Origin of the sequence: Streptomyces pratensis, from assembly GCF_037137275.1 — a bacterium.
Lineage (GTDB): Bacteria > Actinomycetota > Actinomycetes > Streptomycetales > Streptomycetaceae > Streptomyces > Streptomyces pratensis_B.
In genome coordinates, this window is sequence record NZ_JBBBEN010000102.1 from 18,131 (window position 1) to 42,465 (window position 24,335).

The 24,335-nt window shown below is 73.3% G+C and carries 26 protein-coding genes; 14 read left to right on the forward strand and 12 right to left on the reverse strand.

Going from position 1 to position 24,335, the window contains the following annotated elements; genetic code table 11:
• Window positions 1-247: 247 nt before the first annotated feature.
• Complete coding sequence (locus V9U70_RS27230; protein WP_336679494.1) at window positions 248-1,123, reverse strand: transglutaminase-like domain-containing protein; 876 nt, start codon at window positions 1,121-1,123, stop codon at window positions 248-250.
• A gap of 194 nt (window positions 1,124-1,317) precedes the next feature.
• Complete coding sequence (locus V9U70_RS27235) at window positions 1,318-2,376, reverse strand: GNAT family N-acetyltransferase (RefSeq protein WP_336679496.1); 1,059 nt, start codon at window positions 2,374-2,376, stop codon at window positions 1,318-1,320.
• 117 nt (window positions 2,377-2,493) lie between these two features.
• On the opposite strand from V9U70_RS27235, the gene fdxA reads away from it, so the two are divergent.
• Window positions 2,494-2,814, forward strand: coding sequence for a ferredoxin (gene fdxA / locus V9U70_RS27240; RefSeq protein ID WP_336679498.1), 321 nt, complete (start codon window positions 2,494-2,496; stop codon window positions 2,812-2,814).
• A 115-nt stretch (window positions 2,815-2,929) separates the two neighbouring features.
• Window positions 2,930-4,024, forward strand: a complete 1,095-nt coding sequence (gene dapC / locus V9U70_RS27245; protein WP_336679500.1) for a succinyldiaminopimelate transaminase — start codon at window positions 2,930-2,932, stop codon at window positions 4,022-4,024.
• A 90-nt stretch (window positions 4,025-4,114) separates the two neighbouring features.
• On the opposite strand, the gene V9U70_RS27250 is transcribed toward dapC, so the two are convergent.
• Together V9U70_RS27250 and V9U70_RS27255 are read right to left on the reverse strand one after the other, a co-directional pair.
• Window positions 4,115-4,522, reverse strand: a complete 408-nt coding sequence (locus tag V9U70_RS27250; protein ID WP_336679502.1) for an ATP-binding protein — start codon at window positions 4,520-4,522, stop codon at window positions 4,115-4,117.
• 306 nt (window positions 4,523-4,828) lie between these two features.
• Window positions 4,829-5,746 carry a hypothetical protein gene (locus tag V9U70_RS27255; RefSeq protein WP_336679504.1) on the reverse strand — a complete coding sequence of 306 codons (918 nt, stop codon included), beginning with the start codon at window positions 5,744-5,746 and terminating at the stop codon, window positions 4,829-4,831.
• Window positions 5,747-5,807: 61 nt separating this feature from the next.
• On the opposite strand from V9U70_RS27255, the gene dapE reads away from it, so the two are divergent.
• Both dapE and V9U70_RS27265 read left to right on the forward strand, forming a co-directional pair.
• A complete protein-coding gene (dapE, locus tag V9U70_RS27260; RefSeq protein WP_336679506.1) occupies window positions 5,808-6,887 on the forward strand; it encodes a succinyl-diaminopimelate desuccinylase in 1,080 nt (359 codons plus the stop codon).
• A gap of 83 nt (window positions 6,888-6,970) precedes the next feature.
• Window positions 6,971-7,756 (forward strand): LOG family protein, encoded by a 786-nt coding sequence (locus V9U70_RS27265; RefSeq protein ID WP_336679508.1) that lies wholly within the window; start codon window positions 6,971-6,973, stop codon window positions 7,754-7,756.
• A gap of 181 nt (window positions 7,757-7,937) precedes the next feature.
• Here the strand turns inward: V9U70_RS27265 and folP are convergent, their stop codons facing one another.
• The gene (gene folP, locus V9U70_RS27270; RefSeq protein ID WP_336679510.1) at window positions 7,938-8,810 is read right to left on the reverse strand and encodes a dihydropteroate synthase; all 873 of its coding nucleotides are present in this window, start codon (window positions 8,808-8,810) and stop codon (window positions 7,938-7,940) included.
• A 104-nt stretch (window positions 8,811-8,914) separates the two neighbouring features.
• Between folP and V9U70_RS27275 the strand changes: the two genes are divergently transcribed.
• Both V9U70_RS27275 and V9U70_RS27280 read left to right on the forward strand, forming a co-directional pair.
• A complete protein-coding gene (locus V9U70_RS27275) occupies window positions 8,915-9,421 on the forward strand; it encodes a cell division protein DivIVA (RefSeq protein ID WP_336679512.1) in 507 nt (168 codons plus the stop codon).
• Complete coding sequence (locus tag V9U70_RS27280) at window positions 9,418-10,005, forward strand: DNA-3-methyladenine glycosylase I (RefSeq protein ID WP_336679514.1); 588 nt, start codon at window positions 9,418-9,420, stop codon at window positions 10,003-10,005. Before V9U70_RS27275 ends, V9U70_RS27280 begins: the two co-directional genes overlap by 4 nt.
• Window positions 10,006-10,009: 4 nt before the next feature.
• Here V9U70_RS27280 and chcB read toward each other — a convergent pair whose 3' ends face one another.
• Window positions 10,010-10,822, reverse strand: a complete 813-nt coding sequence (gene chcB, locus V9U70_RS27285) for a 2-cyclohexenylcarbonyl CoA isomerase (RefSeq protein ID WP_336680111.1) — start codon at window positions 10,820-10,822, stop codon at window positions 10,010-10,012.
• Between the two features lie 315 nt (window positions 10,823-11,137).
• Here chcB and V9U70_RS27290 point away from each other — a divergent pair, with 315 nt between their 5' ends.
• The gene (locus tag V9U70_RS27290) at window positions 11,138-11,305 is read left to right on the forward strand and encodes a DUF3117 domain-containing protein (RefSeq protein WP_003966491.1); all 168 of its coding nucleotides are present in this window, start codon (window positions 11,138-11,140) and stop codon (window positions 11,303-11,305) included.
• A gap of 189 nt (window positions 11,306-11,494) precedes the next feature.
• Here the strand turns inward: V9U70_RS27290 and V9U70_RS27295 are convergent, their stop codons facing one another.
• The gene (locus tag V9U70_RS27295) at window positions 11,495-12,160 is read right to left on the reverse strand and encodes an O-methyltransferase (RefSeq protein WP_336679515.1); all 666 of its coding nucleotides are present in this window, start codon (window positions 12,158-12,160) and stop codon (window positions 11,495-11,497) included.
• Between the two features lie 178 nt (window positions 12,161-12,338).
• On the opposite strand from V9U70_RS27295, the gene sigE reads away from it, so the two are divergent.
• The 5 genes from sigE (at window position 12,339) to V9U70_RS27320 (ending at window position 17,423) form a co-directional block, all read left to right on the forward strand.
• Entirely contained in the window at window positions 12,339-13,100 is a 762-nt protein-coding gene (gene sigE, locus V9U70_RS27300; RefSeq protein WP_336679516.1) for an RNA polymerase sigma factor SigE, read from the forward strand.
• Window positions 13,097-14,140, forward strand: coding sequence for an anti-sigma factor family protein (locus tag V9U70_RS27305; RefSeq protein WP_336679518.1), 1,044 nt, complete (start codon window positions 13,097-13,099; stop codon window positions 14,138-14,140). The genes sigE and V9U70_RS27305 overlap by 4 nt, the downstream gene beginning before the upstream one ends.
• 89 nt (window positions 14,141-14,229) lie before the next feature.
• The gene (locus V9U70_RS27310) at window positions 14,230-16,029 is read left to right on the forward strand and encodes a S1C family serine protease (RefSeq protein WP_336679520.1); all 1,800 of its coding nucleotides are present in this window, start codon (window positions 14,230-14,232) and stop codon (window positions 16,027-16,029) included.
• 118 nt (window positions 16,030-16,147) lie between these two features.
• Entirely contained in the window at window positions 16,148-16,636 is a 489-nt protein-coding gene (locus V9U70_RS27315) for a sec-independent translocase (protein ID WP_336679521.1), read from the forward strand.
• 124 nt (window positions 16,637-16,760) lie between these two features.
• Window positions 16,761-17,423, forward strand: coding sequence for a hypothetical protein (locus tag V9U70_RS27320; RefSeq protein WP_336679523.1), 663 nt, complete (start codon window positions 16,761-16,763; stop codon window positions 17,421-17,423).
• Window positions 17,424-17,494: 71 nt separating this feature from the next.
• Here V9U70_RS27320 and V9U70_RS27325 read toward each other — a convergent pair whose 3' ends face one another.
• From V9U70_RS27325 to V9U70_RS27335, 3 genes are read right to left on the reverse strand one after another with little or no spacing between them, the layout of a single operon-like run.
• The gene (locus V9U70_RS27325; RefSeq protein ID WP_336679525.1) at window positions 17,495-18,628 is read right to left on the reverse strand and encodes an Mrp/NBP35 family ATP-binding protein; all 1,134 of its coding nucleotides are present in this window, start codon (window positions 18,626-18,628) and stop codon (window positions 17,495-17,497) included.
• Window positions 18,629-18,671: 43 nt separating this feature from the next.
• Window positions 18,672-19,232, reverse strand: coding sequence for a DUF1003 domain-containing protein (locus V9U70_RS27330; RefSeq protein ID WP_336679528.1), 561 nt, complete (start codon window positions 19,230-19,232; stop codon window positions 18,672-18,674).
• Window positions 19,219-20,496 (reverse strand): magnesium transporter MgtE N-terminal domain-containing protein, encoded by a 1,278-nt coding sequence (locus tag V9U70_RS27335; protein ID WP_336679530.1) that lies wholly within the window; start codon window positions 20,494-20,496, stop codon window positions 19,219-19,221. Before V9U70_RS27335 ends, V9U70_RS27330 begins: the two co-directional genes overlap by 14 nt.
• 230 nt (window positions 20,497-20,726) lie before the next feature.
• Here V9U70_RS27335 and V9U70_RS27340 point away from each other — a divergent pair, with 230 nt between their 5' ends.
• Window positions 20,727-21,494: a hypothetical protein gene (locus V9U70_RS27340; RefSeq protein ID WP_336679532.1), complete on the forward strand. Its 768-nt coding sequence runs from the start codon at window positions 20,727-20,729 to the stop codon at window positions 21,492-21,494.
• A gap of 13 nt (window positions 21,495-21,507) precedes the next feature.
• Here V9U70_RS27340 and V9U70_RS27345 read toward each other — a convergent pair whose 3' ends face one another.
• Both V9U70_RS27345 and V9U70_RS27350 read right to left on the reverse strand, forming a co-directional pair.
• Window positions 21,508-22,044, reverse strand: coding sequence for a hypothetical protein (locus tag V9U70_RS27345; protein ID WP_336679534.1), 537 nt, complete (start codon window positions 22,042-22,044; stop codon window positions 21,508-21,510).
• Between the two features lie 98 nt (window positions 22,045-22,142).
• Window positions 22,143-23,270, reverse strand: coding sequence for a magnesium and cobalt transport protein CorA (locus V9U70_RS27350; protein WP_336679536.1), 1,128 nt, complete (start codon window positions 23,268-23,270; stop codon window positions 22,143-22,145).
• A gap of 444 nt (window positions 23,271-23,714) precedes the next feature.
• Between V9U70_RS27350 and V9U70_RS27355 the strand changes: the two genes are divergently transcribed.
• Entirely contained in the window at window positions 23,715-24,299 is a 585-nt protein-coding gene (locus V9U70_RS27355) for a suppressor of fused domain protein (RefSeq protein WP_336679538.1), read from the forward strand.
• The last annotated feature ends 36 nt before the right edge of the window (window positions 24,300-24,335 follow it).

A 24,335-nucleotide genomic window follows, 5' to 3' on the forward strand; every position in this document is an offset into this window, starting at 1 on the left:
AATCGGCCCTCAGCGTTTCTCTCCTGGCTCGCGTATCGCGGAATGCGATGACGCGTGCGCGTCCAGTGACGGTCTCCAGTTGAGCGCATGGACCTTCGGGTACGCCGAGAAATGGGCGGAAAAACGTGCCTGGCGGGCGCGGACGGGGGCGTTCGGGTGTACGACGGGAGCGCACGCGGCCCCGGGGCAGCACAACCGTGGTCCCCCGGCAGACTCGGCGGCGGCCGGGGTGGGCCGCTCCGCCGGATCAGTTCAGCAGGGCGCGCGCCGCGCGAGCCTTGCGCCGGACACTTTCGGCCGTCGTCGGCTCGATGTGGTCGAGCACCTCCGCATATGCCTCCATCTCCGCCGCACCGGCGAGGAACTCACCGCGCTGCACCAGGAGTTGAGCCCGTTCGTAACGGAGTCTCGCCGGGTGCGAGGGCAGCAGCAGCGACAACTCCAGCGCCCACAGCGCCACGTCCGTGCGCTCGGGCCGGGCGGCCGCCCAGGCCCGGACGTTGTTCAGGATGCGCAACACGATCTCCAGGGGCCGCGCGGGCACCGTCATCGACGGCTCCAGTGCGGCCCCTGCCGTCCCGGTGGCCAGCAGCCCCGCGTCCTCGGCGGACAGGGGCGCGCCCCCGGCGTAGGGATCGGCCAGAACCGGCCGCTCCGGATCGCCGAAGCCCACCACGAAGTGGCCGGGAAGCGCCACCCCGTACACCGGTGCGCCCGCCCGCCGGGCGACTTCGATCCAGACGACCGACAGCAGGATCGGCAGCCCCCTGCGACGTCGCAGCACCTGCTGCAGGACCGAGGAGTCCAGGCGCTGGTAGTCGGCGGAGGAGCCCGCGAACCCGCACCGCGCGCCCAACAGCTCGGCCAGGGCCGCGATCCAGCCGGAGGCGGAGCGGCGGCCGTGGGGCAGCAGCCCCGCCAGCCGGTCCAGCTCGATCTGCGCGGCGTCGATGCCGTACGGGTCGGGCCCCTGCTCCGCCGCCGGGCGGGCCCCGGCGGGCCCCGCCGCGCCTGCCTCCGCGCCCAGCAGCAGGCAGAGCAGGGCCAGGTCCGGGCGCTCGGACCTGGCCTCCTGTGCGAACTGCCGCCGCCGATCGGCCGTGCCGGAATCGTCTGCGCTCATATGCGGTCCACGCCCTCGTTCATCGCCCCGACTTCCCGCGGAACCGCTGCCCGGCCCGCCTGATCTGTCCGACTCGCCCGCACCCGCCCCGCCGTCACGGCGCCCGGCGCGGTCCGCCCTGCCCATCGGCCGGACCGCCTTCTCCCGCCCGGAGGTCCGTCCGCCGTGTCCGGCCCCGTCCGCCCGCGCGCCCGTCAGCCCTCCGGCGTCTCGCGCGTTCCGCCGGCCCCGTGCGTCCGTCGCGCGGGGCGGAAGTGGTGATAGCGGTGGTGGGCCGCGAACCCCATCCGGTCGTAGAGCGCCCGCGCCCCGTCGTTGTCCTCCTCCACCTGGAGCCAGGCCGCCGAAGCGCCCTCGTCCAACGCCCGGCGGGCCAGGGCCGTCATCACGGAGGTGGCGAGCCCCTGCCGCCGCCGCTCCGGCGCCACCTCGACGGCCATGAACCCGGCCCACCGCCCGTCCACGACACACCGGCCGATCGCGGCGGGGGCCGCGTCCGGGCCCGCCCCCGGGGCGTCGTCCGGCACCGCGGCGAACCAGACGGAGGGCCCGCTGCCCAGGACCCGCAGCACCTGGGGCCCCGGCGTGGCGAAGCGCTGGTAGCGGGAGAGCCAGGCCGCGTCCGGCTCGCGGGCCAGCCGGACCGCCGCCACGTCCGCGTCCCGGTCGCCGACCGGGGCCAGCGCGGCGATCCGCACCTCGGCCGAGACCTCGCGCCACCAGCCGTGCCGCTCCAGCTCCGCGCACAGCGCCTCCTGCGCGCCCTCGGCCCCGGTCGCCGCCTGGACGCAGGCGGGCAGGCCCCGCTCCGCGTACCAGCTCGCGACCCGCTCGAAGGCCTCGCCGAGCGGCAGGCCCGGATCGCCGAGCGGCAGCGCGGAGTTGGCGCGCCGGGTGAAGCCCCCGGCGGCGCGCAACCGCCAGTCGCCCAGCGCCTCGCTCTCCACCGGCTGCCAGGCCCGCGCGGTGACGGCCGCCAGCTCGTCGAAGGAGGCGGCGGGGCCCCGGCGGCGGGCCGGGGCGGCGGGCACGACCTTGCCCGCGACCAGAGAAGACTCCACGACGCGGACCGACTGCCCGCTCTTTCGTGTGATGGAGAGCACACCATCGTCCCACGATGTGAGAATCCCGACCGCGTCGGCGAATTCCGCGCCCGCCCCGCCGTCGTCCGCGCGGCGTCGAACGGATACGCGTTTTCCCACGTCAGCCGGTGTGATGCGGACGGCCAGCCGTCCGCCGATGGCGAATTCCACAGCTCTCTCCGCCCCTCCTGTTCGGTTCGTGCCTGAGAACGGAGATACTAGGGGCGGGCATCGACGACGCCGCGCTCCCGCGCGAGAGCCAACGCCCTACCGAGGAGGAACGACAGCGTGACCTACGTCATCGCGCAGCCTTGTGTCGACGTGAAGGACAAGGCCTGCATCGAAGAGTGCCCCGTCGACTGTATCTACGAGGGCCAGCGGTCCTTGTACATCCACCCGGACGAGTGCGTCGACTGCGGAGCCTGTGAGCCGGTCTGCCCGGTCGAAGCCATCTTCTACGAGGACGACACTCCGGAGGAGTGGAAGGACTACTACAAGGCGAACGTCGAGTTCTTCGACGACCTCGGCTCGCCCGGCGGCGCCTCCAAGCTCGGCCTCATCGAGCGCGACCACCCGTTCGTCGCCGGTCTGCCGCCGCAGAACCAGTAGACGGCGGCACTGCGCGCGGCCCGGTCCCGTACGGTTCGTCACCGTACGGGACCGAGGCATGTCCCGCCGCGCGCCCCGCCGCCCGTACGAGAACAGCCCGAGAAAGCAGAGTCCCGTGTCCGCAGTCTCCTCCCGCCTCCCGGTCTTCCCGTGGGACAAGCTCGCCCCCTTCAAGTCGACGGCGCTGGCCCACCCGGACGGCATCGTGGACCTGTCCGTCGGCACCCCGGTCGACCCGGTGCCCGAGCTGATCCAGCGGGCGCTCGTCGCCGCGTCCGACAGCCCCGGCTATCCGACGGTGTGGGGCGCCCAGGCGCTGCGCGACGCGCTCACCGGCTGGGTGGAGCGCCGGCTCGGGGCGGTCGGGGTCACCCACGCGAACGTCCTGCCGGTCGTCGGCTCCAAGGAACTGGTGGCGTGGCTGCCGACGCAGCTCGGGCTCGGCGCCGGCGACAAGGTGGCCTACCCGCGGCTCGCCTACCCGACGTACGAGGTGGGCGCGCGGCTCTGCGGCGCGGAACCCGTCGTCTACGACGACCCGACCGAGCTGGACCCGGCCGGGCTGAAGCTGCTGTGGCTCAACTCCCCCTCCAACCCGACCGGGCGGGTGCTGCCCCGGGACGAGCTGGTCCGGATCGTCGCCTGGGCGCGCGAGCACGGCGTCCTGGTCTTCAGCGACGAGTGCTACCTGGAGCTTGGCTGGGACGTCGAGCCGGTCTCGGTCCTCCACCCGGACGTCTGCGGCGGCGACGTCGAAGGACTGGTCGCCGTCCACTCGCTCTCCAAGCGCTCCAACCTGGCCGGATACCGGGCCGCGTTCATCGCGGGCGACGCGGCCGTCCTGGGCGAGCTGCTCCAGATCCGCAAGCACGGCGGGATGATGACGCCGGCCCCGGTGCAGGCGGCCGTCGTGGCGGCGCTCGGCGACGACGCGCACGTGGCCGAGCAGCGCGCCCGGTACGCGGACCGCCGTCTCGCCCTGCGCGCCGCCCTTCAGGCGCACGGCTTCCGGATCGAGCACAGCGAGGCGAGCCTCTACCTGTGGGCGACGCGCGACGAGCCGTGCTGGCAGACCGTGGCGTACCTCGCGGAGCTGGGCGTTCTGGTGGCGCCCGGGGACTTCTACGGACCGGCGGGCGACCGCTTCGTCCGGGTCGCGTTCACGGCGACCGACGAGCGTGTGGCCGCGGCGGTCCAGCGTCTGAGGTGACCGGTGCGCGCTGACGGCGTGAACACGGGCCGAGGGCCTCGGGAGTGCACACTCCCGAGGCCCTCGGCCCGTTCGCGGTACGGCGTCGGCTCAGCCGATCGGCAGCGCCAGCGGCAGGCCGTCGGTGGGCAGACCGCCACCGGTGGCGCCGGCCACCTCGCCGACGGCCTCTCCCGCGCTGCCCGCGGACTGGCCCGCGGTCTCCTGGACGGCCGGGGCGGCGACCTTGGCGGTCTTGCCGACGGTCTTGCCCGCGGCCGGCACGGCGGTGCCGACGAGGTGGCCGCCGGTCTCACCGGCGGTCTCGGTGCCCTGCCGGGCGACGCCGTCCACGGTGTTGCCGAGACCGGCGCCGTCCAGAGCGGTCAGGCCGCCCAGGTTCGGGGTCTGCGGGAGCTCCGCGGCGCCGGCGGCGCCGGCCGCACCGACCACGGGGGCCGCGCCTGCGGCGATCAGCAGCGCGGCACGAGCGATCCGACGGGTCAGGGGGAGGGACATGATGCTCCTTCGACGGGGTGTCAACGGGTCGGCAGGTTCGGGGAAGCTGCCGGTCCGACGGGCGGACGCACTGACAACCGGTCAGGGGGCGGGGGAGGTTGCGGTGGGCGAAGGTAAAGAGTGGGTAATGCGTCCGATGGCCCGCAGCGGGAGAACCCGGGCAAACAATCCATTCCGCGAGGGCCGGGCGAACCGTCACTCCTCTTGCGGGGCAAGGGAATCGGCATCACGGTCCAGCCCTGCGACCTGAGGCGCCGCCAAGGCCCGGGGGCACCGCCGCCACATGCTTGCGAGTGACAAGGCGTACTACTGAGCGACCCGGATCGCGACGGCCGCCGTGTCCGGTTCCGTCCCCTTCGCGCGCTCCGTCCGCCAGCCCGAAGCGGCCTCCCACACCCGGTCCGCATAGCTCACGCGCTCGATCCGCAGTGCCTCGGACTGCGCGACGGCCCAGTGCGCCAGCTCCCACCCCCGCCGCTGCCCGGCGTCGGCCCGGTCCGCCGCGGGGACGGGCACGGAGACGGTCGCCGACGAGGACGCGCCCGCGGCCTTCGCGGCGGGCAGCACCTCCTTGCCGAAGGCGCGCACCAGCTCGGCCCGTACCCGCTCGGCGTCGCCGGGACCGGTCGCGGTGGCCGTCGAGGGCACGCAGTTCACCGAGGCGGGCTCGCGACCGGTCAGCGCGGCGGCCAGCAGCGCGGCGTCCGGCTCGTGCTTCGCGTACGCCTGCGGGAAGCCGCTGCGCTGCACCTGCTGCGCGGCCACGGTCAGCGGCAGCCGGGAGTAGCCCGGCACCTCGGCGAGCTGGTCGTAGAACGCGCCGGCGGAGTAGACCGGGTCCATGATCTGCTCCGGGGCGCCCCAGTCCTGCGAGGGGCGCTGCTGGAACAGACCGAGGGAGTCGCGGTCCCCGTAGTCGATGTTGCGCAGGCCGGACTCCTGGAGCGCGGTGGCCAGCGCGATCGTCACCGCACGCTCCGGCATGCCCCGGGCAGTCCCCACCGCGGAGATCGTCGCGGCGTTCACCGCCTGGGCCAGGCTCATCTCGTACGTGTGCGACGCGCCGTCCGGCCCGTCGGAGGCCCGCACCACACAGCGGGGCGGGTTCGCGGAGCCGGAGACGTACTGCATGGCCAGGTAGCCGCCGAGAGCCACGAGCACGGCGAAGGCCGCCGTGAAGCGGAAGAGGCGACTGCGGCGGGCGGGGCGGGCTGTCCGGGGCACGGGCCCACCGTACTGGAGGCCCCGGGCCGGGCCGGTACCGAAGTCCCTTAGGGTCAGGGCCATGGCCGACAGCACCCTTGACCTCACCCTGGACGGACCGGCGCTCACCGCCCGGCTCGTCGACTTCCCCTCGGTCAGCGGGGAGGAGAAGGCCCTCGCCGACGCGATCGAAACGGCCCTGCGCGGCCTGCCCCACCTGACCGTCGACCGCCACGGCAACAACGTCGTCGCCCGGACCGACCTCGGTCGCGCCGAGCGCGTCGTGCTCGCCGGGCACATCGACACCGTGCCGATCGCCGACAACGTCCCCTCCCGCCTCGACGGGCACGGAATCCTCTGGGGCTGCGGGACCTCCGACATGAAGTCCGGCGTCGCCGTCCAGCTGAGGATCGCCGCGACGGTCCGCGAACCCAACCGCGACCTGACCTTCGTCTTCTACGACAACGAAGAGGTCGCCGCCCACCTCAACGGCCTCGGCCACATCGCCGACGCCCATCCCGAGTGGCTCGCCGCGGACTTCGCCGTCCTGCTGGAGCCCTCCGACGGCGAGGTCGAGGGCGGCTGCCAGGGCACGCTCCGGGTCCATCTGCGCACCACGGGCGAGCGGGCCCACTCCGCACGCAGCTGGATGGGGTCCAACGCCGTCCACGCCGCCGCGCCGATCCTGGCGAAGCTCGCCGCGTACGAACCGCGCCGCCCGGTCATCGACGGCCTCGCCTACCACGAGGGTCTCAACGCGGTCGGCATCGAGGGCGGGGTCGCCACCAACGTCATCCCGGACGCCTGCACCGTCGTCGTCAACTACCGCTACGCCCCCGACCGCACGGAGGAGGAGGCGCTCGCCCACGTCCGCGAGGTCTTCGCCGACTGCGGTGTGGCCGAGTTCGTCGTCGACGACCACTCCGGGGCCGCCATGCCCGGCCTCTCGCACCCCGCCGCCCAGGCGTTCATGACCGCGGTCGGCGGCGCCGCCAAGCCCAAGTTCGGGTGGACCGACGTCTCCCGCTTCGGCGCCCTCGGCGTCCCCGCGGTGAACTACGGCCCCGGCGACGCGCTCTACGCCCACAAGCGCGACGAGCACGTGGCGGTCGACAGGATCACCCACTGCGAGGACCGGCTGCGCTCCTGGCTGTCCGGCTGACGCACGGCATTCCCCCGTACGTAACCTCCGCCGATCTACGCTGGCCGGACAGGCACGACGCAGGTCGGTGGAGGGAGCGGAACATGGGCAATGCCGAGGACGCGCGGATTCCCGAGGGCGCGGAGGTCCCCGAGGGGGCGGTCAGCCCGGAGGAGAAGTGGATGGGCCCGGTGCTGCGCCGCAGGGAGCAGGTCCAGCCCGGGACGACCGACCAGCGGCTGCTGGACTCCGAGGGCGACTCCGAGTGGGTGCACACCGACCCCTGGCGGGTGATGCGCATCCAGTCGGAGTTCGTCGAGGGCTTCGGCGCGCTCGCCGAGCTGCCGAGCGCGATCAGCGTCTTCGGATCGGCCCGCACACCGGCCGGGTCCGTGGAGTACGACGCCGGAGTCCGGATCGGCAAGGCCCTGGTCGACGCCGGCTTCGCGGTCATCACCGGTGGCGGGCCGGGCGCGATGGAGGCCGCCAACAAGGGCGCCCGGGACGCGCAGGGCGTCTCTGTCGGCCTTGGCATCGAGCTGCCGTTCGAGTCGGGGCTGAACCCGCACGTCGACATCGGCGTCAACTTCCGCTACTTCTTCGTCCGCAAGACGATGTTCGTGAAGTACGCCCAGGGCTTCGTCGTCCTGCCCGGCGGCCTCGGCACCCTGGACGAGCTCTTCGAGGCGCTGACCCTGGTCCAGACCGGCAAGGTCACCCGCTTCCCCATCGTCCTGTTCGGCACCGCCTACTGGGGTGGCCTGGTCGACTGGCTCCGCGACACGGTGGTGGCCCAGGGCAAGGCCTCGGAGAAGGACCTGCTGCTCTTCCACGTGACGGACGACGTGGACGAAGCGGTGTCGCTGGTGACGAAGGAGGTCGGGCGGTAGGACCGGACCCGCCCGCCACGGGCCGGAGCCGCGTCCGGGCCCGCCCGGGGTTCGGGGGCGCCCTCTTCGGGGCGGCGGCCCCGCCGCCCGCCCGGCTGGCGCCGCGGTCCTCCCAGACCCAGCGGCGACCACGGAGCGGCGGCGCCGTGGGGCGCGCCCGTCCGTCCGGGTGGGGCGGGCCCTAGGCCAGGCCGCGCCGCGCCACCGCCGGCGGCCGGCGCCCCGCGATCGACGCCACCATGTCCAGCACCTGCCGCGTCTCCGCCACCTCGTGCACCCGGTAGACCCGCGCCCCCAGCCACGCCGAGACCGCCGTCGTCGCCAGCGTGCCGACGACCCGCTCCTTCACCGGCCGGTCCAGCGTCTCCCCGACGAAGTCCTTGTTGGAGAGCGAGACGAGCACCGGCCACCCGGTCTCGGCCATCTCACCGAGGCGCCGCGTCGCCTCCAGCGAGTGCCGGGTGTTCTTCCCGAAGTCGTGGCCCGGGTCGATCATGATCCCGTCCGGCCGCACCCCGAGCCGCACCGCCCGCTCGGCCAGCCCCGCCGTCACCCCAAGGATGTCCGCCATCACGTCGTCGTACGCGATCCGGTGCGGCCGGGTACGCGGCTGAGCGCCGCCCGCGTGGGTGCACACGAGCCCCGCCCCGTGCCGTGCGGCGACCTCCGCCAGCCTCGGGTCGACCCCGCCCCACGCGTCGTTCAGCAGGTCGGCCCCGGCCTCGCAGACCGCCTCGCCCACCTCGTGGCGCCAGGTGTCGACGCTGATCACCACGTCCGGGTGCCTGCGGCGGACCTCGGCGACGAACCCGACCGTGCGGCGCGCCTCCTCCTTGGCGCTGACCTCGTCGCCGGGGCCGGCCTTCACCCCGCCGATGTCGACGATCGCGGCGCCGTCGGCCACCGCCTGCTCGACCCGCGCGAGCGCCGGCTCGTCCTGGAAGGTCGCGCCCTGGTCGTAGAAGGAGTCCGGAGTCCGGTTCACGATCGCCATGATCACCGGCTCCCGGGGGCCGAACTCCCGCCGCCCCAGCCTGAGTGCACCGCTTCGCATCCCGTTCTTCCTCCTCAGTAGCCCGCCTGCGACCCTAACGTTCGGCCCGAACCGTCAGTGCCGCATGGCACGATCGGAGCCTGACGAGGTTCTCGCCCGGGGAGATGCGCGTGTTCTGGTATTTGCTGCTCACGATGGTCGTGGTGGTCACCGCGGTCACCCTCGCGGTGGTCGGCGGCGGAGGGAGCGCGGTGCTCCAGGACGTCCCGCCCGAGCGGTCCACCGATCCGCTGCCCGCGAACCGCCCGGTCGGCCGTGCGGACGTCGAGGGGCTGCGGCTGCCGATGGCCCCCCGCGGCTATCGGATGGCGGACGTGGACGAGGCGCTGTCCCGGCTCGGAGCGGAACTCGCCGAGCGCGACGCGCGGATCGCGGAGCTGGAGTCCGCCCTGGCCGGGGTGCAGGCAGCCGCGGTGACGACCGGCGCCGACCTGTTCAAGCAGCCCGGCGCGCGGGCGGGGGAGGGCGCCGACGGCCCGGACCGCCCGCCCGTCGAGCCGCACGGCTCCTCCATCGCCCCGCACGGCTCCTCCGCCGCACCGGGCGCGCCCGCCGGACCGCCCGGCGGAGAGGCCGGCGGTCAGGCCCTCGCCCAGGAGGACGGACGATGAGCGGCGGAGCCGTCGAGGCCGCCGACGGCGGCCCGCGCTGCCCGTGGGGCCTGGCCGCCGAGGACTACCTCGCCTACCACGACACCGAGTGGGGCCGCCCGGTCCACGGGGACGACGCCCTGTTCGAGCGGCTCTGCCTGGAGGCCTTCCAGTCCGGGCTCTCCTGGCTCACGATCCTGCGCCGCCGCGAGACCTTCCGTACCGCCTTCGAGGGATTCAGGATCGCGGCGGTCGCGAAGTTCACCGACGCGGACCGCGAGCGGCTCCTCGCCGACCCGGGGATCATCCGCAACCGGGCCAAGGTCGACGCGACCCTCGCCAACGCGAAGGTGCTCGCCGACTGGCCGGCCGGGGAGCTGGACGAGCTGATCTGGTCCTACGCCCCCGACCCGGCCGGCCGCCCCGCCCCGCGCACGCTGTCGGACGTCCCGGCCGTCACACCGGAGTCCACCGCGCTCGCCAAGGAGCTGAAGAAGCGGTCGATCCGCTTCGTCGGCCCCACCACCGCCTACGCCCTGATGCAGGCCTGCGGGCTGGTCGACGACCACCTCGCGGACTGCGTCGCCCGGGGCGGCGGCCGATGAGCGGCTACTTCCCGAGGTAGACGGGCTTCTCCTTGGCGAGGAACGCCTCCACCGCGATGGTGTGGTCCTTGGACCTGCCCGCGCGGGTCTGGAGTTCGTCCTCCTTCTCCAGCGACTCGGCGAGCGTGTGCCCGGCCCCGTAGGCCATCGACTCCTTGAGCGCGGCGTACGCCACGGTGGGACCGTCCGCCAGGGCGCGGGCCACCGCCCCGGCCTGCTCGGCCAGCTCGGCCGCCGGGACCACGCGGTTGACGATGCCCAGCTCGTAGGCGTCCTGCGCGGAGATCGAACGCGGGAAGAACAACAGGTCGGCCGCGCGGCTCTGCCCGATCAGCCGGGGCAGCGTCCAGGACACGCCCGAGTCGGCGCTGAGCGCGACGCCCGCGAACGACGTGTTGAACGAAGCGGTGTCGGCGACCACCCGGTAGTCGGCCGCCAGGGCGAAACCGAACCCGGCCCCGGCCGCGACGCCGTTGACCCCGGCGACCACCGGCTTCGCCATCTCGGTGATCGCCCGCACGATCGGGTTGTAGTGCTCCCGCACGGTGCTCAGCGCGTTGCCGCTGCCCGCCTCCCGGGTGGCCGTGAGCGAGGCGACGTGCTCCTTGAGGTCCTGGCCGACGCAGAAGGCGCGCCCCGCGGCCGTGAGCAGCACGGCCCGGACGTCCGCGTCCGCCGACGCCGCCAGCAGGGCGTCCCGCAGGGCGACCTTGGCCGCGGTGTTCATCGCGTTCATCGCGTCGGGTCGGTTGATCGTGATCGTCGCCAGACCGTCGCTCACGTCGTACAGGACGGTGTTCGCCAGCTCGTCGGCCATTCCGGTTTCCCCTCGCTGCTCGGGCATCGTTGCCACTGGAGGCAAGCATGGCCGACGCGGGCCGGGCGGGAGATGTGACCTACGTCTAATAAAGGACGCGCGCACAGGGGGCCGGAACGGCGCAGTATCGCAGCCCGATCGCCGAATTGGGGGGTTTTGCGAGAGCGCGTTGCGCAAGCGATGCAGAGCGACGTTGGTCATCGGGGTCCCTGATGCGGGATAATGACGGAGAAGCAATGTGTTCGATGCCGGTGAGGCAGCGCCTGTCATGGGGCCGCCGGTTGCGATGAGCTGGTTTCAGGAAGGGGAACGAGCATGGCGGCCATGAAGCCGCGGACGGGCGACGGCCCGCTCGAGGTGACAAAGGAGGGGCGGGGCATCGTCATGCGCGTTCCGCTCGAAGGCGGCGGTCGGCTTGTTGTCGAGCTGACTCCGGACGAGGCCGATGCCCTCGGCGACGCGCTGAAGAAGGTCGTCGGCTGACGCGGAACGCCCATCACCTGCACCACTGCCCCGGTACGCGACGCGTACCGGGGCAGTGGTGCGTCCGGGGCGGGTCAGAAGACCCCGGACGCGCCACGGGGCAGCACGAGCCCGCGTACGGGGCCGGCCCGCACGTACGGGAACGGCCCCGTAAACGCGGGCCGGGCGGCCTTTGGCGCAGCCGACGCGTCAGCCGCGCCGGACCGCGCAGAGGAGGCCGTCCCCGACCGGGAGCAGGGCAGACATCAGCTCCTGGCTCTCGCGTACCGCCCGCAGCAGCTCCCGCAGCCGCAGCACCTCGGCCGGCTGGGCGGCGGAGTCGATCGTGCGGCCGTCCGCGAAGACGCCCTCGAAGCAGACCAGGCCGCCGGGCCGCAGCAGGCGCAACGATTCAGCCAGGCAGTCCATACTCTCCAGCCGGTCGCCGTCGCAGAACACGAGGTCATAGCCGCCGTCCGCGAGCCGGGGCAGGACGTCCAAGGCGCGGCCGGGGATGAAACGGGAACGGTTGGAGGCGAAGCCCGCCTCGCGGAACGCCTCACGGGCGAACTGCTGACGCTCGGGCTCCGGGTCCACCGTGGTGAGCACGCCGTCCGGCCGCATGCCGTGCAGCAGGTAGATGCCGGACACGCCGGTGCCCGTGCCGATCTCCGCCACCGCCTTGGCGTCCGCGGTGGCGGCCAGCAGGCGCAGCGCGGCCCCGGTGCCCGGTGAGACCGAGCGCAGCCCCAGCTCGAGAGCCCGCTCCCGGGCCCGGTGCAGAGCTTCGTCCTCGGGGACAAAGGCGTCGGCGAACGCCCAGCTCGTCTGCCGGTTGGCGGTAATGACCCTCTCCTGTCCCCGTAGTTGGCGCAACGGTGACTGTATCCGCTGCGCCCGGGAACCCGCAGATGGGACCGGGCGTTGTGCAGGGCGTGGGGAAAGCGCAGTGACCCGGACCGCGGATCGGACCGGTGAGCGGCGGGGAAGTTCCGGGCGACGCCCGGCCCCAGCAGCGAAAAAGGCTTATCCGGAGCTAACGGGCGAGGTGGCTATGGTAGGGGCTCCACTGGACACCACCAGAGCCGATAGGGGAGGTGCGGCTGCGCCTGTGGATCGGGGAGGAGTGCTGCGGCGCCTTCTCAGATCGGCGGGTGAGCCGAAATCCGTGACCAACATCGCTGACCGTTCTTCCGAAGACTCCGCAACGACCGCGACCTTCGCCTCTGATGCGGACTCTCAGGCGTGGACCCCGCCCTCATGGGAAGAGATCGTCAGCACGCACAGCGGTCGCGTGTACCGCCTTGCCTACCGGCTGACGGGCAACCAGCACGACGCCGAGGACCTCACCCAGGAAGTCTTCGTGCGGGTCTTCCGCTCGCTCTCGACCTACACGCCCGGCACCTTCGAGGGCTGGCTGCACCGCATCACGACCAATCTCTTCCTCGACATGGTCCGTCGCAAGCAGCGCATCCGCTTCGACTCCCTCGGCGACGACGCGGCCGAGCGGCTGCCCAGCCGTGAGCCGTCCCCGCAGCAGGTGTTCAACGACACCCACTTCGACGCCGACGTGCAGCAGGCGCTGGACACCCTCGCGCCGGAGTTCCGTGCGGCGGTGGTCCTCTGCGACATCGAGGGCCTCAGCTACGAGGAGATCGCGGCGACCCTCGGGGTGAAGCTCGGCACCGTCCGCAGCCGCATCCACCGGGGCCGCTCGCACCTGCGCAAGGCGCTCAAGCACCGTTCGCCCGAGGCGCGCGCCGAGCAGCGCTCGCTGGCGGACGCGGTCCTGGCGGGGGAGGTCGGAACGGCGTGAGTGGCACAGGCCCGACCCCCGCGGAAGCGCACCTGGGGGACCGGCTCGCCGCGCTGGTCGACGGCGAGCTGAAACACGACGCCCGCGAGCGGGTCCTGGCTCATCTGGCCACCTGCGCCAAGTGCAAGGCCGAGGCCGACGCCCAGCGCCGCCTCAAGAGCGCCTTCGCCATGTCCGCCTCTCCTTCGCCCTCCGAGGGGTTCCTGGCCCGGCTCCAGGGCCTTCCCGGGGGCTCCGGTGGCGACGACACCGGCTCCGGCCGGCCGTTCGGCGGGGGCGGGCCCCTCGCCGACGAGTTCTTCCCCGGACTGCGGTCCCCCGGCGGCCGGGCCGACACCGTCGCCTCCCCGCTGGGCGGCTTCGGATACCTCCCCACCGCCCACGGTTCCACCGCCGTGCTGCCCGGCGGCTCCGGCGCCTCCTCGGTCTTCCGCATACACGCGGTCTCCCGCGACGCGGACCGTTCTCCGTGGCGCGGACGGCGTTTCGCGTTCGCCGCGGCCAGCGCCGTCTCCCTCGCGGCCATCGCCCTCGGCGGCGCCCTGCCGCTGGACTCCGGCCCCGACGCCCCGCTGCGCGCCGAAGGCAGCGGGAACACCGTCACCCCTCTCGACGCCGGGACCCGCGCGGGCGGCGGCGCCGAAGCCGCCTCCCGCCGTGGCGGCGCACTGGCCGTGAGCGCCGGGCCGGAGCCCGGACGGTCGCCCGCCGACACGCCGTCGGCCCGGACCACCGGGATCGCCCCGTCGCTCGCCGGGCCGGCCGACCCGGCGGTGACGCCCCGGGCGAGCCGGCGGTCGCCGACGGCCGCGCCCCCGCTGTTCGGCGTCTCCGCGTCGGTCGGGCACCCCTACACGCTCCCCGCGCTGAACGTGTCCGTCCCCCCGCTGATACGCCCGACGGGCGTCGGTATCCCGCTGCTCGCGGCGGCCCTGGGCGGTGGCGTGCCGGCGAAGATTCCTCCGGCGGCCGTCCCCTCGGGCCCGGCCCCGTCGTCGCCCCCCAACGATCTGGCGAGCCCGCTTTCGCCCCGGCGCTGACCGGGGCCTGCGCACGGCTCCGCAAACCTGGTTGAATTCCGGTGAGGGACGCCTCTGTGGGGCGTGCAGAGGCCAGTTGCGGGGAGAGCATGGACGACGGGAAGCCCACCGGACCGCAGGCGGAGTGGTGGAGCCGCCCCCCGGCGGCGCCCACCGGCCGCACGGAGCCGGACGGCGCGGCGGCGGCCCCGGCCGCGGCCATGGAGGACGTCACGGGCGCGGCCCCCACGCGGCACACCCCGGACACGGACGACCGGAACACCGGCGGCCCCCGCCCGGCTGCGGAAACCGCCGCTCCCGATCGCCCGGCCCCCGGCCCGGCCGCCCCGGCCCCGGGGGCAGGGGAGCCCGGTGAGCGAGGGGGCGACGGCGGGCCGGTCCGCCCGCCCGGGCAGCCGCTGCACGAGCCCGACGAGTACAGCACCCCGCCCTACGGGGGCCCGGGCCCCTGGGCCCCCGCGCCGCCGGTGCAGCTCCCCACCCCGCCCCACGGCACCGCCGTGCCGCCGCACGCTGCCGGGCCCGCCTCCCGGTACGGAGGGACGAGCGGCGCGGGAATCCCCGCCCAGCCCCCGGCGCCGCCCGCCGAGCCCCTCGTGCCGCCGCCCGCCCGGCCCGCCGCGTACGCCCAGCCCCCCGCGCCCGTACCGCAGGGATCGCACGGGCAGGAGCCCGCGCCGCAGCACGGGCAGTGGCTCCAGTACGACCCGTGGGGCGCTCCGGGGCAGCCGCTGACGCGGCCCGGCCCGCCCGCGGGCGTCGAGCCGGAGCGGCGGAAGAGCCGCCGGAGCGGCGCGTTCGCCGGAGTGCTGCTGCTGACCCTGGTCGCCAGCGGCATCGGCGGCGGAGTCGGCGCGTACATCGAACGCAACGGCGGGCTGACCACCGTCGAACTGCCCCAGGCGGGCCGCGACGGCGGCGACCGTGCCCCCACGAGCGTGGCGGGCATCGCCGCCAGCGCCCTGCCCAGCGTGGTCACCCTCCATGTCAGCGGCACCGCGGAGTCCGGCACGGGCACCGGCTTCGTCCTCGACGAGCAGGGCCACATCCTCACCAACAACCACGTCGTCGCCCCGGCCGGGTCGAGCGGGGACATCACCGTGACGTTCAGCACCGGGGAGACGGCCGCCGCCGAGCTGGTCGGCAAGGACAGCGGCTACGACCTCGCGGTCGTCAAGGTCCGCGGGGTCTCCGGGCTGACGCCGCTGCCCCTCGGCAACTCCGACAACGTGCAGGTCGGTGACCCTGTGGTGGCCATCGGAGCCCCGTTCGACCTGTCCAACACCGTCACCTCGGGCATCATCAGCGCGAAGCAGCGGCCGATCACCGCCGGCGGCGAGAAGGGCGACGGCAGCGACATCAGCTACGTCGACGCGTTGCAGACCGACGCCCCGATCAACCCCGGCAACTCCGGTGGACCGCTGGTCGACTCCCGGGCTCACGTCATCGGCATCAACAGCGCCATCCGGGCTGCCGACAGCGGCCGGGGGCCGGAGGCGGGCGGCCAGTCCGGGTCCATCGGCCTCGGCTTCGCCATACCGATCAACCAGGGCAAGCGCGTCGCGGAGGAGCTGATCAACACCGGCCGGGCGACCCACCCGGTCATCGGCGTCACGCTGGACATGCAGTACACCGGCGACGGGGCCAAGGTCGGCGCCGAGGGCGCGGAGGGCGGGCCCGCCGTCGCGAAGGACGGACCCGCCGACGCGGCGGGCATCCGGTCCGGCGACGTCATCACGGCGGTCGAGGGCCAGCGGGTGCGCAGCGGTGAGGAGCTGATCGTGAAGATCCGGGCCCACCGTCCGGGCGACGAGCTGGACCTGCTGCTGACGCGAGGCGGCAAGGAGCGGACGGTGACGTTGACGCTCGGTTCTGCGAGCGGCACGTAACGGACACCGCGAGGTACCGCCGGGACACGTTCGACGGGTACCGTTGAGCGGTCCGGGGACCTGGGAGACATGGTCGGGAACGCACGGAGACCCCACGGAGAACACGAGGAGCAGCTAGGTGTTCAATGACATAGGCGCACTGGAGCTGCTGACGCTCGGAGTGCTGGCCGTGCTGGTCTTCGGCCCCGACAAGCTGCCCAAGCTGATCCAGGACGTCACGCGCACCGTCCGCAAGATCCGTGAGTTCTCGGACAGCGCCAAGGAAGACATCCGCTCCGAGCTGGGCCCGCAGTTCAAGGACTTCGAGTTCGAGGACCTCAACCCCAAGACGTTCGTCCGCAAGCAGTTGATGGACGGCAACGACGACCTGGGGCTGAAGGAGATCCGTGAGAGCTTCGACCTGCGCAAGGAGCTGGCCGACGTCACCGACGCGGTCAACGGGCGCCCGGCCGCCGCTGCCGATTCCGCCAACAGTGCGTCGACCGGTGCGGCGGGTGCGGCCGCGTCCGGCCTCGCCAAGACCGGCGACACATCGCCTGACCTGCTGAAGAAGGCTCCGTCGGCCGCTCAGCCCGAGCGCCCGCCGTTCGACGCAGACGCCACCTGACCCCGGTCAATCCCGACGCGCCCGAACCGTATGGCTATTCTCCATCTGTCCGGTTGCGAGGACGCCCACGCCCGCGGGGGCGGGCCGCTCCGGATCATGAGTGATCGAGGAGGCGGCCGCGCAGATGGAGACGACGAGTCGGGTGGAGACGGACGGTGCCACGGGCACGGGCCCGGCGGAGGGGGCGCCGGCGGCCCCGCGTGCCGTCGACGGCTACCTGAAAGCGCCCTTCCCCTGGTACGGGCTGGACGAGGCCTTCACCGGACCGCGTTGGCTGATGCAGGTCGGCACGGCGGCGGACGGCACGGTGCAGCACGGAGCGACCGGCCACGGCGACGAGCCTTCGGTGAAGACCGACGGCTCCGCCGACAAGGAACGGTTCGCGGCGGTCATCACGGTGGGCGCGAGCCCGGTGCGGCGCAGTGGTGACGGCACGGGAGTGCTGGACGCCACCACCGTGGCCTCCGCGGCCTGGCTCGCGGGCTCCGGCCTGCTGGCCTACACCTGGCCGTCGCAGCTGGACCACTCCCTGCGCGACGACTGGCTGGACCAGCAGACCGAGGCGGCGTTCGCCCTCGCCGACGACCTCGGCAGCGCCCCCTGGTCGACCCTCTCCCTGCCGGTGGACGGGGTGCCGGTGGAGTTCCACTACCGCGAGTCCGAGTTCGGCTGGGTGCTCGCCGGGTCGGCGCACGAGGGCGTGCACATCGGGGCGTACGGGCGCGGGATGAGCGCGTACGGGCTCGGCTTCGCGGTCATCAAGGACATCGCCGGTTACGACGCGTAGGCGGTCCGGGCCCCGGTCGGGCGAGCGCCGGGCGGGGCCGGAGGCCCGGCCCGGCGCTCGGGACCGGGCCGTCAGAACTTGTTGCGCGGGGTGATGCCGAGCGACATGCCGGACAGACCGCGCTGACGGCCCCCCAGCTTCTCCGCGATCGACCGCAGCGCGCTGCCTGCGGGGGAGTCCGGGTCGGACAGCACCACCGGCTTGCCCTCGTCGCCGCCCTCGCGCAGCCTCAGGTCGATCGGGATGGAACCGAGCACGGGAACCTCGGCGCCGACCGTCCTCGTCAGCCCCTCCGCGACCCGTGCGCCGCCGCCGGAGCCGAACACGTCGACCGTCTCGTCGCAGTGCGGACACGGCATGCCCGACATGTTCTCGACGACGCCGACGATCTTCTGGTGGGTCTGCACGGCGATGGAACCGGCCCGCTCCGCGACCTCCGCGGCGGCCTGCTGCGGGGTCGTGACGACCAGGATCTCCGCGCCCGGCACGAGCTGCGCCACCGAGATCGCGATGTCACCGGTGCCCGGCGGCAGGTCCAGCAGCAGGACGTCCAGGTCGCCCCAGTACACGTCGGCGAGGAACTGCTGGAGCGCCCGGTGCAGCATCGGACCACGCCACACCACGGGCGCGTTGCCCGGCGTGAACATGCCGATGGAGATGACCTTCACGCCGTGCGCGGACGGCGGCATGATCATGTTCTCGACCTGGGTGGGCTTGCCGTCCGCGCCGAGCATCCGGGGCACGCTGTGCCCGTAGATGTCGGCGTCCACGACGCCGACCTTCAGACCGTCCGCGGCCATCGCCGCCGCGAGGTTCACCGTCACCGAGGACTTGCCGACGCCGCCCTTGCCGGAGGCGACCGCGTACACCCTGGTCAGCGAGCCGGGCTGGGCGAACGGCACCTCGCGCTCCGCCGTGGAGCCGCGCAGCGAGTTCGCCAGCTCCTTGCGCTGCTCGTCGCTCATGACGTCGAGGGTGACCTCCACCCGCGAGACGCCCTCGACCCGGGCGACCGCCTCGGTCACGTTCCGGGTGATCGTTTCGCGCATCGGACAGCCGGAGACGGTGAGATACACCGTGACAGCCACTACACCGTCAGGATCGATCTCGACCGACTTCACCATGCCCAGCTCGGTGATCGGGCGGTGGATCTCCGGGTCGTTCACTGTCGCCAGTGCCTCAAGCACCGCGTCTTCCGTAGCCATACCGACGATGTTACGGCGCGGGGCACGCCACGCGGGCAGGGCGTCAGCGGTCGCGTTCGTCACTCTCGGCCGGGAGGAGGACCTGCCGGTCCTCCAGGTCCCGCACCACGTCCTGGAGCTCGGACCTGATCCAGTCCCGGGTGGCGACCTCGCCGAGGCCCATCCGCAGCGCGGCGATCTCCCGGGTCAGGTACTCCGTGTCGGCGATGGAGCGCTCGTTCTGCTTGCGGTCCTGCTCGTGGGTCACCCGGTCGCGGTCGTCCTGCCGGTTCTGCGCGAGGAGGATCAGCGGCGCGGCGTAGGAGGCCTGGAGCGAGAGCATCAGCGTCAGGAAGATGAACGGGTACTCGTCGAAGCGCAGCTTCTCGGGCGCGAAGATGTTCCACACCACCCAGATGATGATGATCAGCGTCATCCAGACGATGAACCGCCCGGTCCCCAGGAAGCGGGCGATCCGCTCGGAGAACCGGCCGAACGCCTCGGGGTCGTACTCCGGGAGCAGCCGCCGCCTCGGGGCCTTCGGCTGGTCGAGGCGGGTGCGCGGGGGCCGCATCAGGCCCGAGGCCCCGGTCGACGCCGCTTTGGCCCGCTCATCGCCCGCCATGGCCGATCCCCTCCTCCCCGTGCAGATCCGTCTCGCGCCAGTCGTCGGGCAGCAGGTGGTCCAGGACGTCGTCGACGGTCACCGCGCCCAGCAGCGAGCCGCTCTCGTCCACGACGGGCGCGGAGACCATGTTGTACGCGGCCAGATAGCTGGTCACCGTCGGCAGCGGGGTGTCCGGGGACAGCGGCACCAGGTCACTGTCGACCAGCGAGCTGACCAGCGTGAACGGCGGGTCGCGCAGCAGCCGCTGGAAGTGCACCGTGCCCAGGTACTTGCCGGTCGGGGTCTCGTCCGGCGACCGGCACACGTACACCTGCGCGGCCAGCGCCGGCGACAGGTCCGCCTGGCGCACCCGGGCGAGCGCGTCGGCCACCGTCGCGTCGGGCCGCAGCACGATCGGCTCGGTCGTCATCAGGCCGCCCGCCGTCCGCTCCTCGTACGACAGCAGGCGCCGCACATCGGCGGCGTCGTCCGGCCGCATCAGGGCCAGCAGCCGTTCCTTGTCCTCCTCCGGCAGCTCGGACAGCAGGTCGGCCGCGTCGTCGGGGTCCATCGCCTCCAGAACGTCGGCGGCCCGCTCCTCCGCCAGCTTGCCGATGATCTCCACCTGGTCGTCCTCCGGCAGCTCCTCCAGGACGTCGGCGAGCCGGTCGTCGTCCAGGGCGGCGGCGACCTCGACCCGGCGCTTGGACGAGAGGTGATGCAGGGCGTTGGCGACGTCGGTGGGCCGCAGCCGTTCGAACGTGGCGACCAGGTTCTCCGCGCCCTGGCCGTGCTCCTCCAGTGAGAACCCGCTGACCGCCGACCACTCCACCGTCAGCGTCTCGCCCTTGCGGCGCAGCGCCCCGCCGCGCCCCTTGCGGACGAAGTACTTGTCGATCTCCCAGTCGCGGCGGGCGGGCAGCTGCTGGATGGCCACGTCCAGGACGGTGACCTCCTCGTCGCTCTCCACCAGCCGCACCCGCCGGTCCAGGAACTCCCCGAGGACGAGACGTTCGGTGGGCCGCTGCTCGAAGCGGCGCATGTTGACGACACCCGTGGTGATGACCTGACCCGACTCGACGCCCGTCACCCGGGTCATCGGCAGGAAGATCCGCCGGCGGCTGACCACCTCCACCACCAGGCCCAGGACGCGCGGGGGGCGTCCGCCGACGCGCAACATCGCCACCAGGTCGCGGACCCGGCCGACCTGGTCCCCGTTCGGGTCGAAGACCGCGACCCCGGAGAGGTGCGAGACGAAGATCCGGGGGGTGGTCGCCACCATGCTCCGCCTCCTTCCGTCACCGTGCCGGGGAAGCCCGCGACCGTGTGTCCGCCCGGTCGGCCCGGCGGCGCCGGCCAGCGGATCTCACCGGCACGCCGGGATCAGGCTAGCCCGTGCAGGCACACCGTGCCCGGGCGGATCAGTCCGTACGGTCGGCGGCCGGGCGGTGCGCGGACGCCGGGTACGCTGCCGTCTGCCACCCCCGATCGCCCTCGAGAGGCAGTGCGCCCGTGACCTCTTTCGCCCCGGCCCTGCGGAGCCATCGCCGAACCGCCCTCGCTCTCGTGCTGTGCGGGGGGCTCGCCGTCGCCCTCACCGCCTGTGGCACGGAGGAGGACCCGGACAAGGGGACCAACGGCATCGGAAGACTTCCGGCCTCCGAGATCGACGCGAAGGCCAGAGCGGCGGCCGCCGCCGCCACGGCCGTACGGCTGTCGGGCACGCTCGTCAGCAAGGGCGGCACCTACCGGCTGGACATGAAGCTCAACACGGAGGGCGGCGTCGGGTCGGTGACCTCCAAGGAGCAGAGCTTCGCCCTGCTGCGCGTCGAGGACGACCTGTTCCTCAAGGCGGGGGCCGACTTCTGGTCCCACGGCCGAAGCGAGGAGCACGAGGAGTCCGTCGACGTGGCGGCCGCCGACAAGCTGGGCGGCAAGTACGTGAAGGTCCCGGAGGGCGACCCCAGCTACGGGCAGCTCCGCGGCTTCACCGACAAGAAGGTGCTGCTCGACGGTTTGCTCGCGCTGCACGGCACGGTCAACAAGGGCAGCCGCGGCACGGTCGCCGGCCACCGCACCGTCCAGATCCTGGGCGGCAAGGGCGAGGGCGGGGCGTTCGACGTGTCGCTGGAGGACGAGCCCTACCCGCTGCGGGTGGCCCGGGGGGGCGGCGGCGGCACGATCGCGCTGGCCGACTGGGGCCGGGCGTTTCCGCTGGAGGCCCCGGACGAGGACGACACGGTCGACTACGGCGGGCAGCTCCCGAAGTCCTCCGGCTGAGCCGCCCGCCGCGTCAGCGCGGCCGGCGGCGCTTCAGCAGGAGCCGGGGCAGCGCCGCGGGCGCCGGACGGCGGGTGGTGGCGGCGGTCGGCAGCGGGACGGCCGCCAGCGAGGCGTCCGGCAGCCCCGCGGCGACCTCGGCGGGCGTCAGCCGCACCACCGTGCACTCCCGTGCCCACCGTTCCGCCATCCTCTCGGCGTCCGGCGCGTTCAGCCGCTTGCTTTTCAGCTCGGCCACCGCCGCCTCCCACTCCTGCGAGCGCGGCGCGAGGAAACGTACGCGCGCGGTCCAGGCGACGATCCGGCCGCCCTTGTCCTTGCTGCGTACGGTCACCTCGGCGCGGCCCTCGTCGGCGAGGCCCTCGGGCAGCGGCTGCTCGCCGGGGCCGCCGGCGACGAGGAGCGCGGCGCCCTCGTGCCAGACGTGCCAGACGGCACGGGAGGGCCCGGTGCCCCGGACCCAGACGAGGCCGGACTTCTTGGTGGCCTCCTCGACGAGGGCCCGGTCCAGCAGCGCGTCGGCGGCGTCGGGCGGGAGCGCGTGAGTCATGAGCGCGAGCTTACCCAGGGGCCGGCCGCCCCGCCGGGCCCGGAACCGGCCGCCGTGCGGGTCTTCGGCATCCGGCGGCCGCTCCCGCCCCGGGGCTCTCAGAGCCAGCCGTTGCGCTTCAGGATGCGGTGGATGGAGAAACAGACCACCCCGATGACGCCCAGGACCATCGGATAGCCGTACGTCCACTCCAGCTCCGGCATGTGGTCGAAGTTCATGCCGTAGACGCCGCAGATCATCGTCGGCACGGCGATGATCGCCGCCCAGGAGGTGATCTTGCGCATGTCCTCGTTCTGGGTGACGGTCGCCTGCGCGAGGTTCGCCTGGAGGATCGAGTTCAGCAGTTCGTCGAAGCCCAGAACCTCCTCCTGGACCCGGGCGAGGTGGTCGGCGACGTCGCGGAAGTACTTCTGGATGTCGGGGTCGATCAGCCGCATCGGGCGCTCGCTCAGCAGCTGCATGGGCCGCAGGAGCGGCGACACGGCCCGCTTGAACTCCAGCACCTCACGCTTGAGCTGGTAGATCCGCCCCGCGTCCGAACCGCGCGCGCTGCCCTTGGCCGGAGTGGAGAAGACGTCGATCTCCACCTCGTCGATGTCGTCCTGCACCGCCTCGGCCACCGCGATGTACCCGTCGACGACGTGGTCGGCGATGGCGTGCAGCACGGCGGACGGGCCCTTGGCGAGCAGCTCGGGGTCGTCCTGGAGGCGGTGGCGCAGCGCCCGCAGGGAGCCCTGGCCGCCGTGCCGGACGGTGATGACGAAATCCCGGCCGGTGAAGCACATCACCTCGCCGGTCTCCACGACCTCGCTGGTCGCGGTCAGTTCGGCGTGCTCCACGTAGTGGATGGTCTTGAAGACGGTGAACAGCGTGTCGTCGTACCGCTCCAGCTTGGGCCGCTGATGGGCGTGGACGGCGTCCTCCACGGCCAGCGGGTGGAGCCCGAACTCCCGGGCGATGCCCGCGAATTCCTCCTCCGTCGGCTCGTGGAGGCCGATCCACGCGAAGCCGCCCTCCTCCCGCACCTGGAGCATCGCCTCGTGCGGGGTCGGCGCGGCGGGCGCGACCAGCCGGCGCCCGTCGCGGTAGACCGCGCAGTCGACGACCGCGCTGGAGGCGGACGGGTCGCGGGTGGCGTCGTAACCGCTGTAGGGGGTGCTGTTCTTACGGAGGGACGTGCGCAGGGACGGGCGCACGGCGGCGCGCAGGTCACGGATCATCGACATGGCTGGCTCCTTCACGGAGGGCCGTCGGCGAGGGCGTGGAACAGCCCGGAACGGGGACGTGGGCTCACGTCCGCAAAGCGGGCGGCACCGCGCGGGCGCGATGACGGCGTTCGCTACAGACAGGCAAAAACGAGGGGCTCTTCCGTCGCGCGAACTGCTGTCGGGGCGTCAGCCGGGCACCGCGGCGCGGTGGTTCCGGAATGACCGACGAGGCGTCGGATCAACGAGAAAGGCGAGATTCGGAAGAGCGATCGGTACTGCACGGTCGACTTGGATCCATGGCAGTCCCCACCTCCTCCGGCCGGTCCCCCGTGAGGGACGACGTGTCGTCGGGACGTGGAGAGCAACGCTTCTGCGTGCTGTCCCGACCGGCGGCCAGGCTATCAGCCGTCCTGGGGCCAATCCCGTACTTTGCCCAATCCCTACGCGATCTATGCTCGCCGCATGGCAGAAATTCTTCCGCTGGTCGAAGCACGGCTCCTTTCCGCCCTCGGAGACCCGGACGCCCGCGCCGAGGTGACGTTCCTCGGCACGGACCGCATCGAGGTGCTGCGCTTCCTCGACGGCGATGTGGTGCGCTACGCGACGCTCGGCATGTCGGCGCAGCCGATGGCCGATCCCACCTCGCCGCTCGCCGACCCGGTGAAGGGCCCCCGCGCCGAGCTGGTCCTCTCCGTCAGGGGCGGCCTGGCCGACACCGACCAGGTGCTGCGCCCGCTCGCCGTCCTCGCCGCCTCCCCGCAGGTCGAGGGGGTGATCGTGGCTCCCGGGGCCTCGCTGGACCTGGGGGAGCCGCTGTGGACCGGCGCACCGTTCACCTCGGTGCTGGTGGCGGAGTCCGGCGGACTGGTCGAGGACCTGGAGCTGGACGAGCCGATGGACCCGGTGCGCTTCCTGCCGCTGCTGCCGATGACCCGCAACGAGGCCGCCTGGAAGCGGGTGCGCGGCGCTCAGGAGCTGGAGGAGCGGTGGCTCTCGCACGGCACGGACCTGCGCGATCCGCTCCGTACGTCCGTACCCCTGGACTGACCTCGGAGGCGCCCCGCGCCCGGTCCTCCTGTGCGC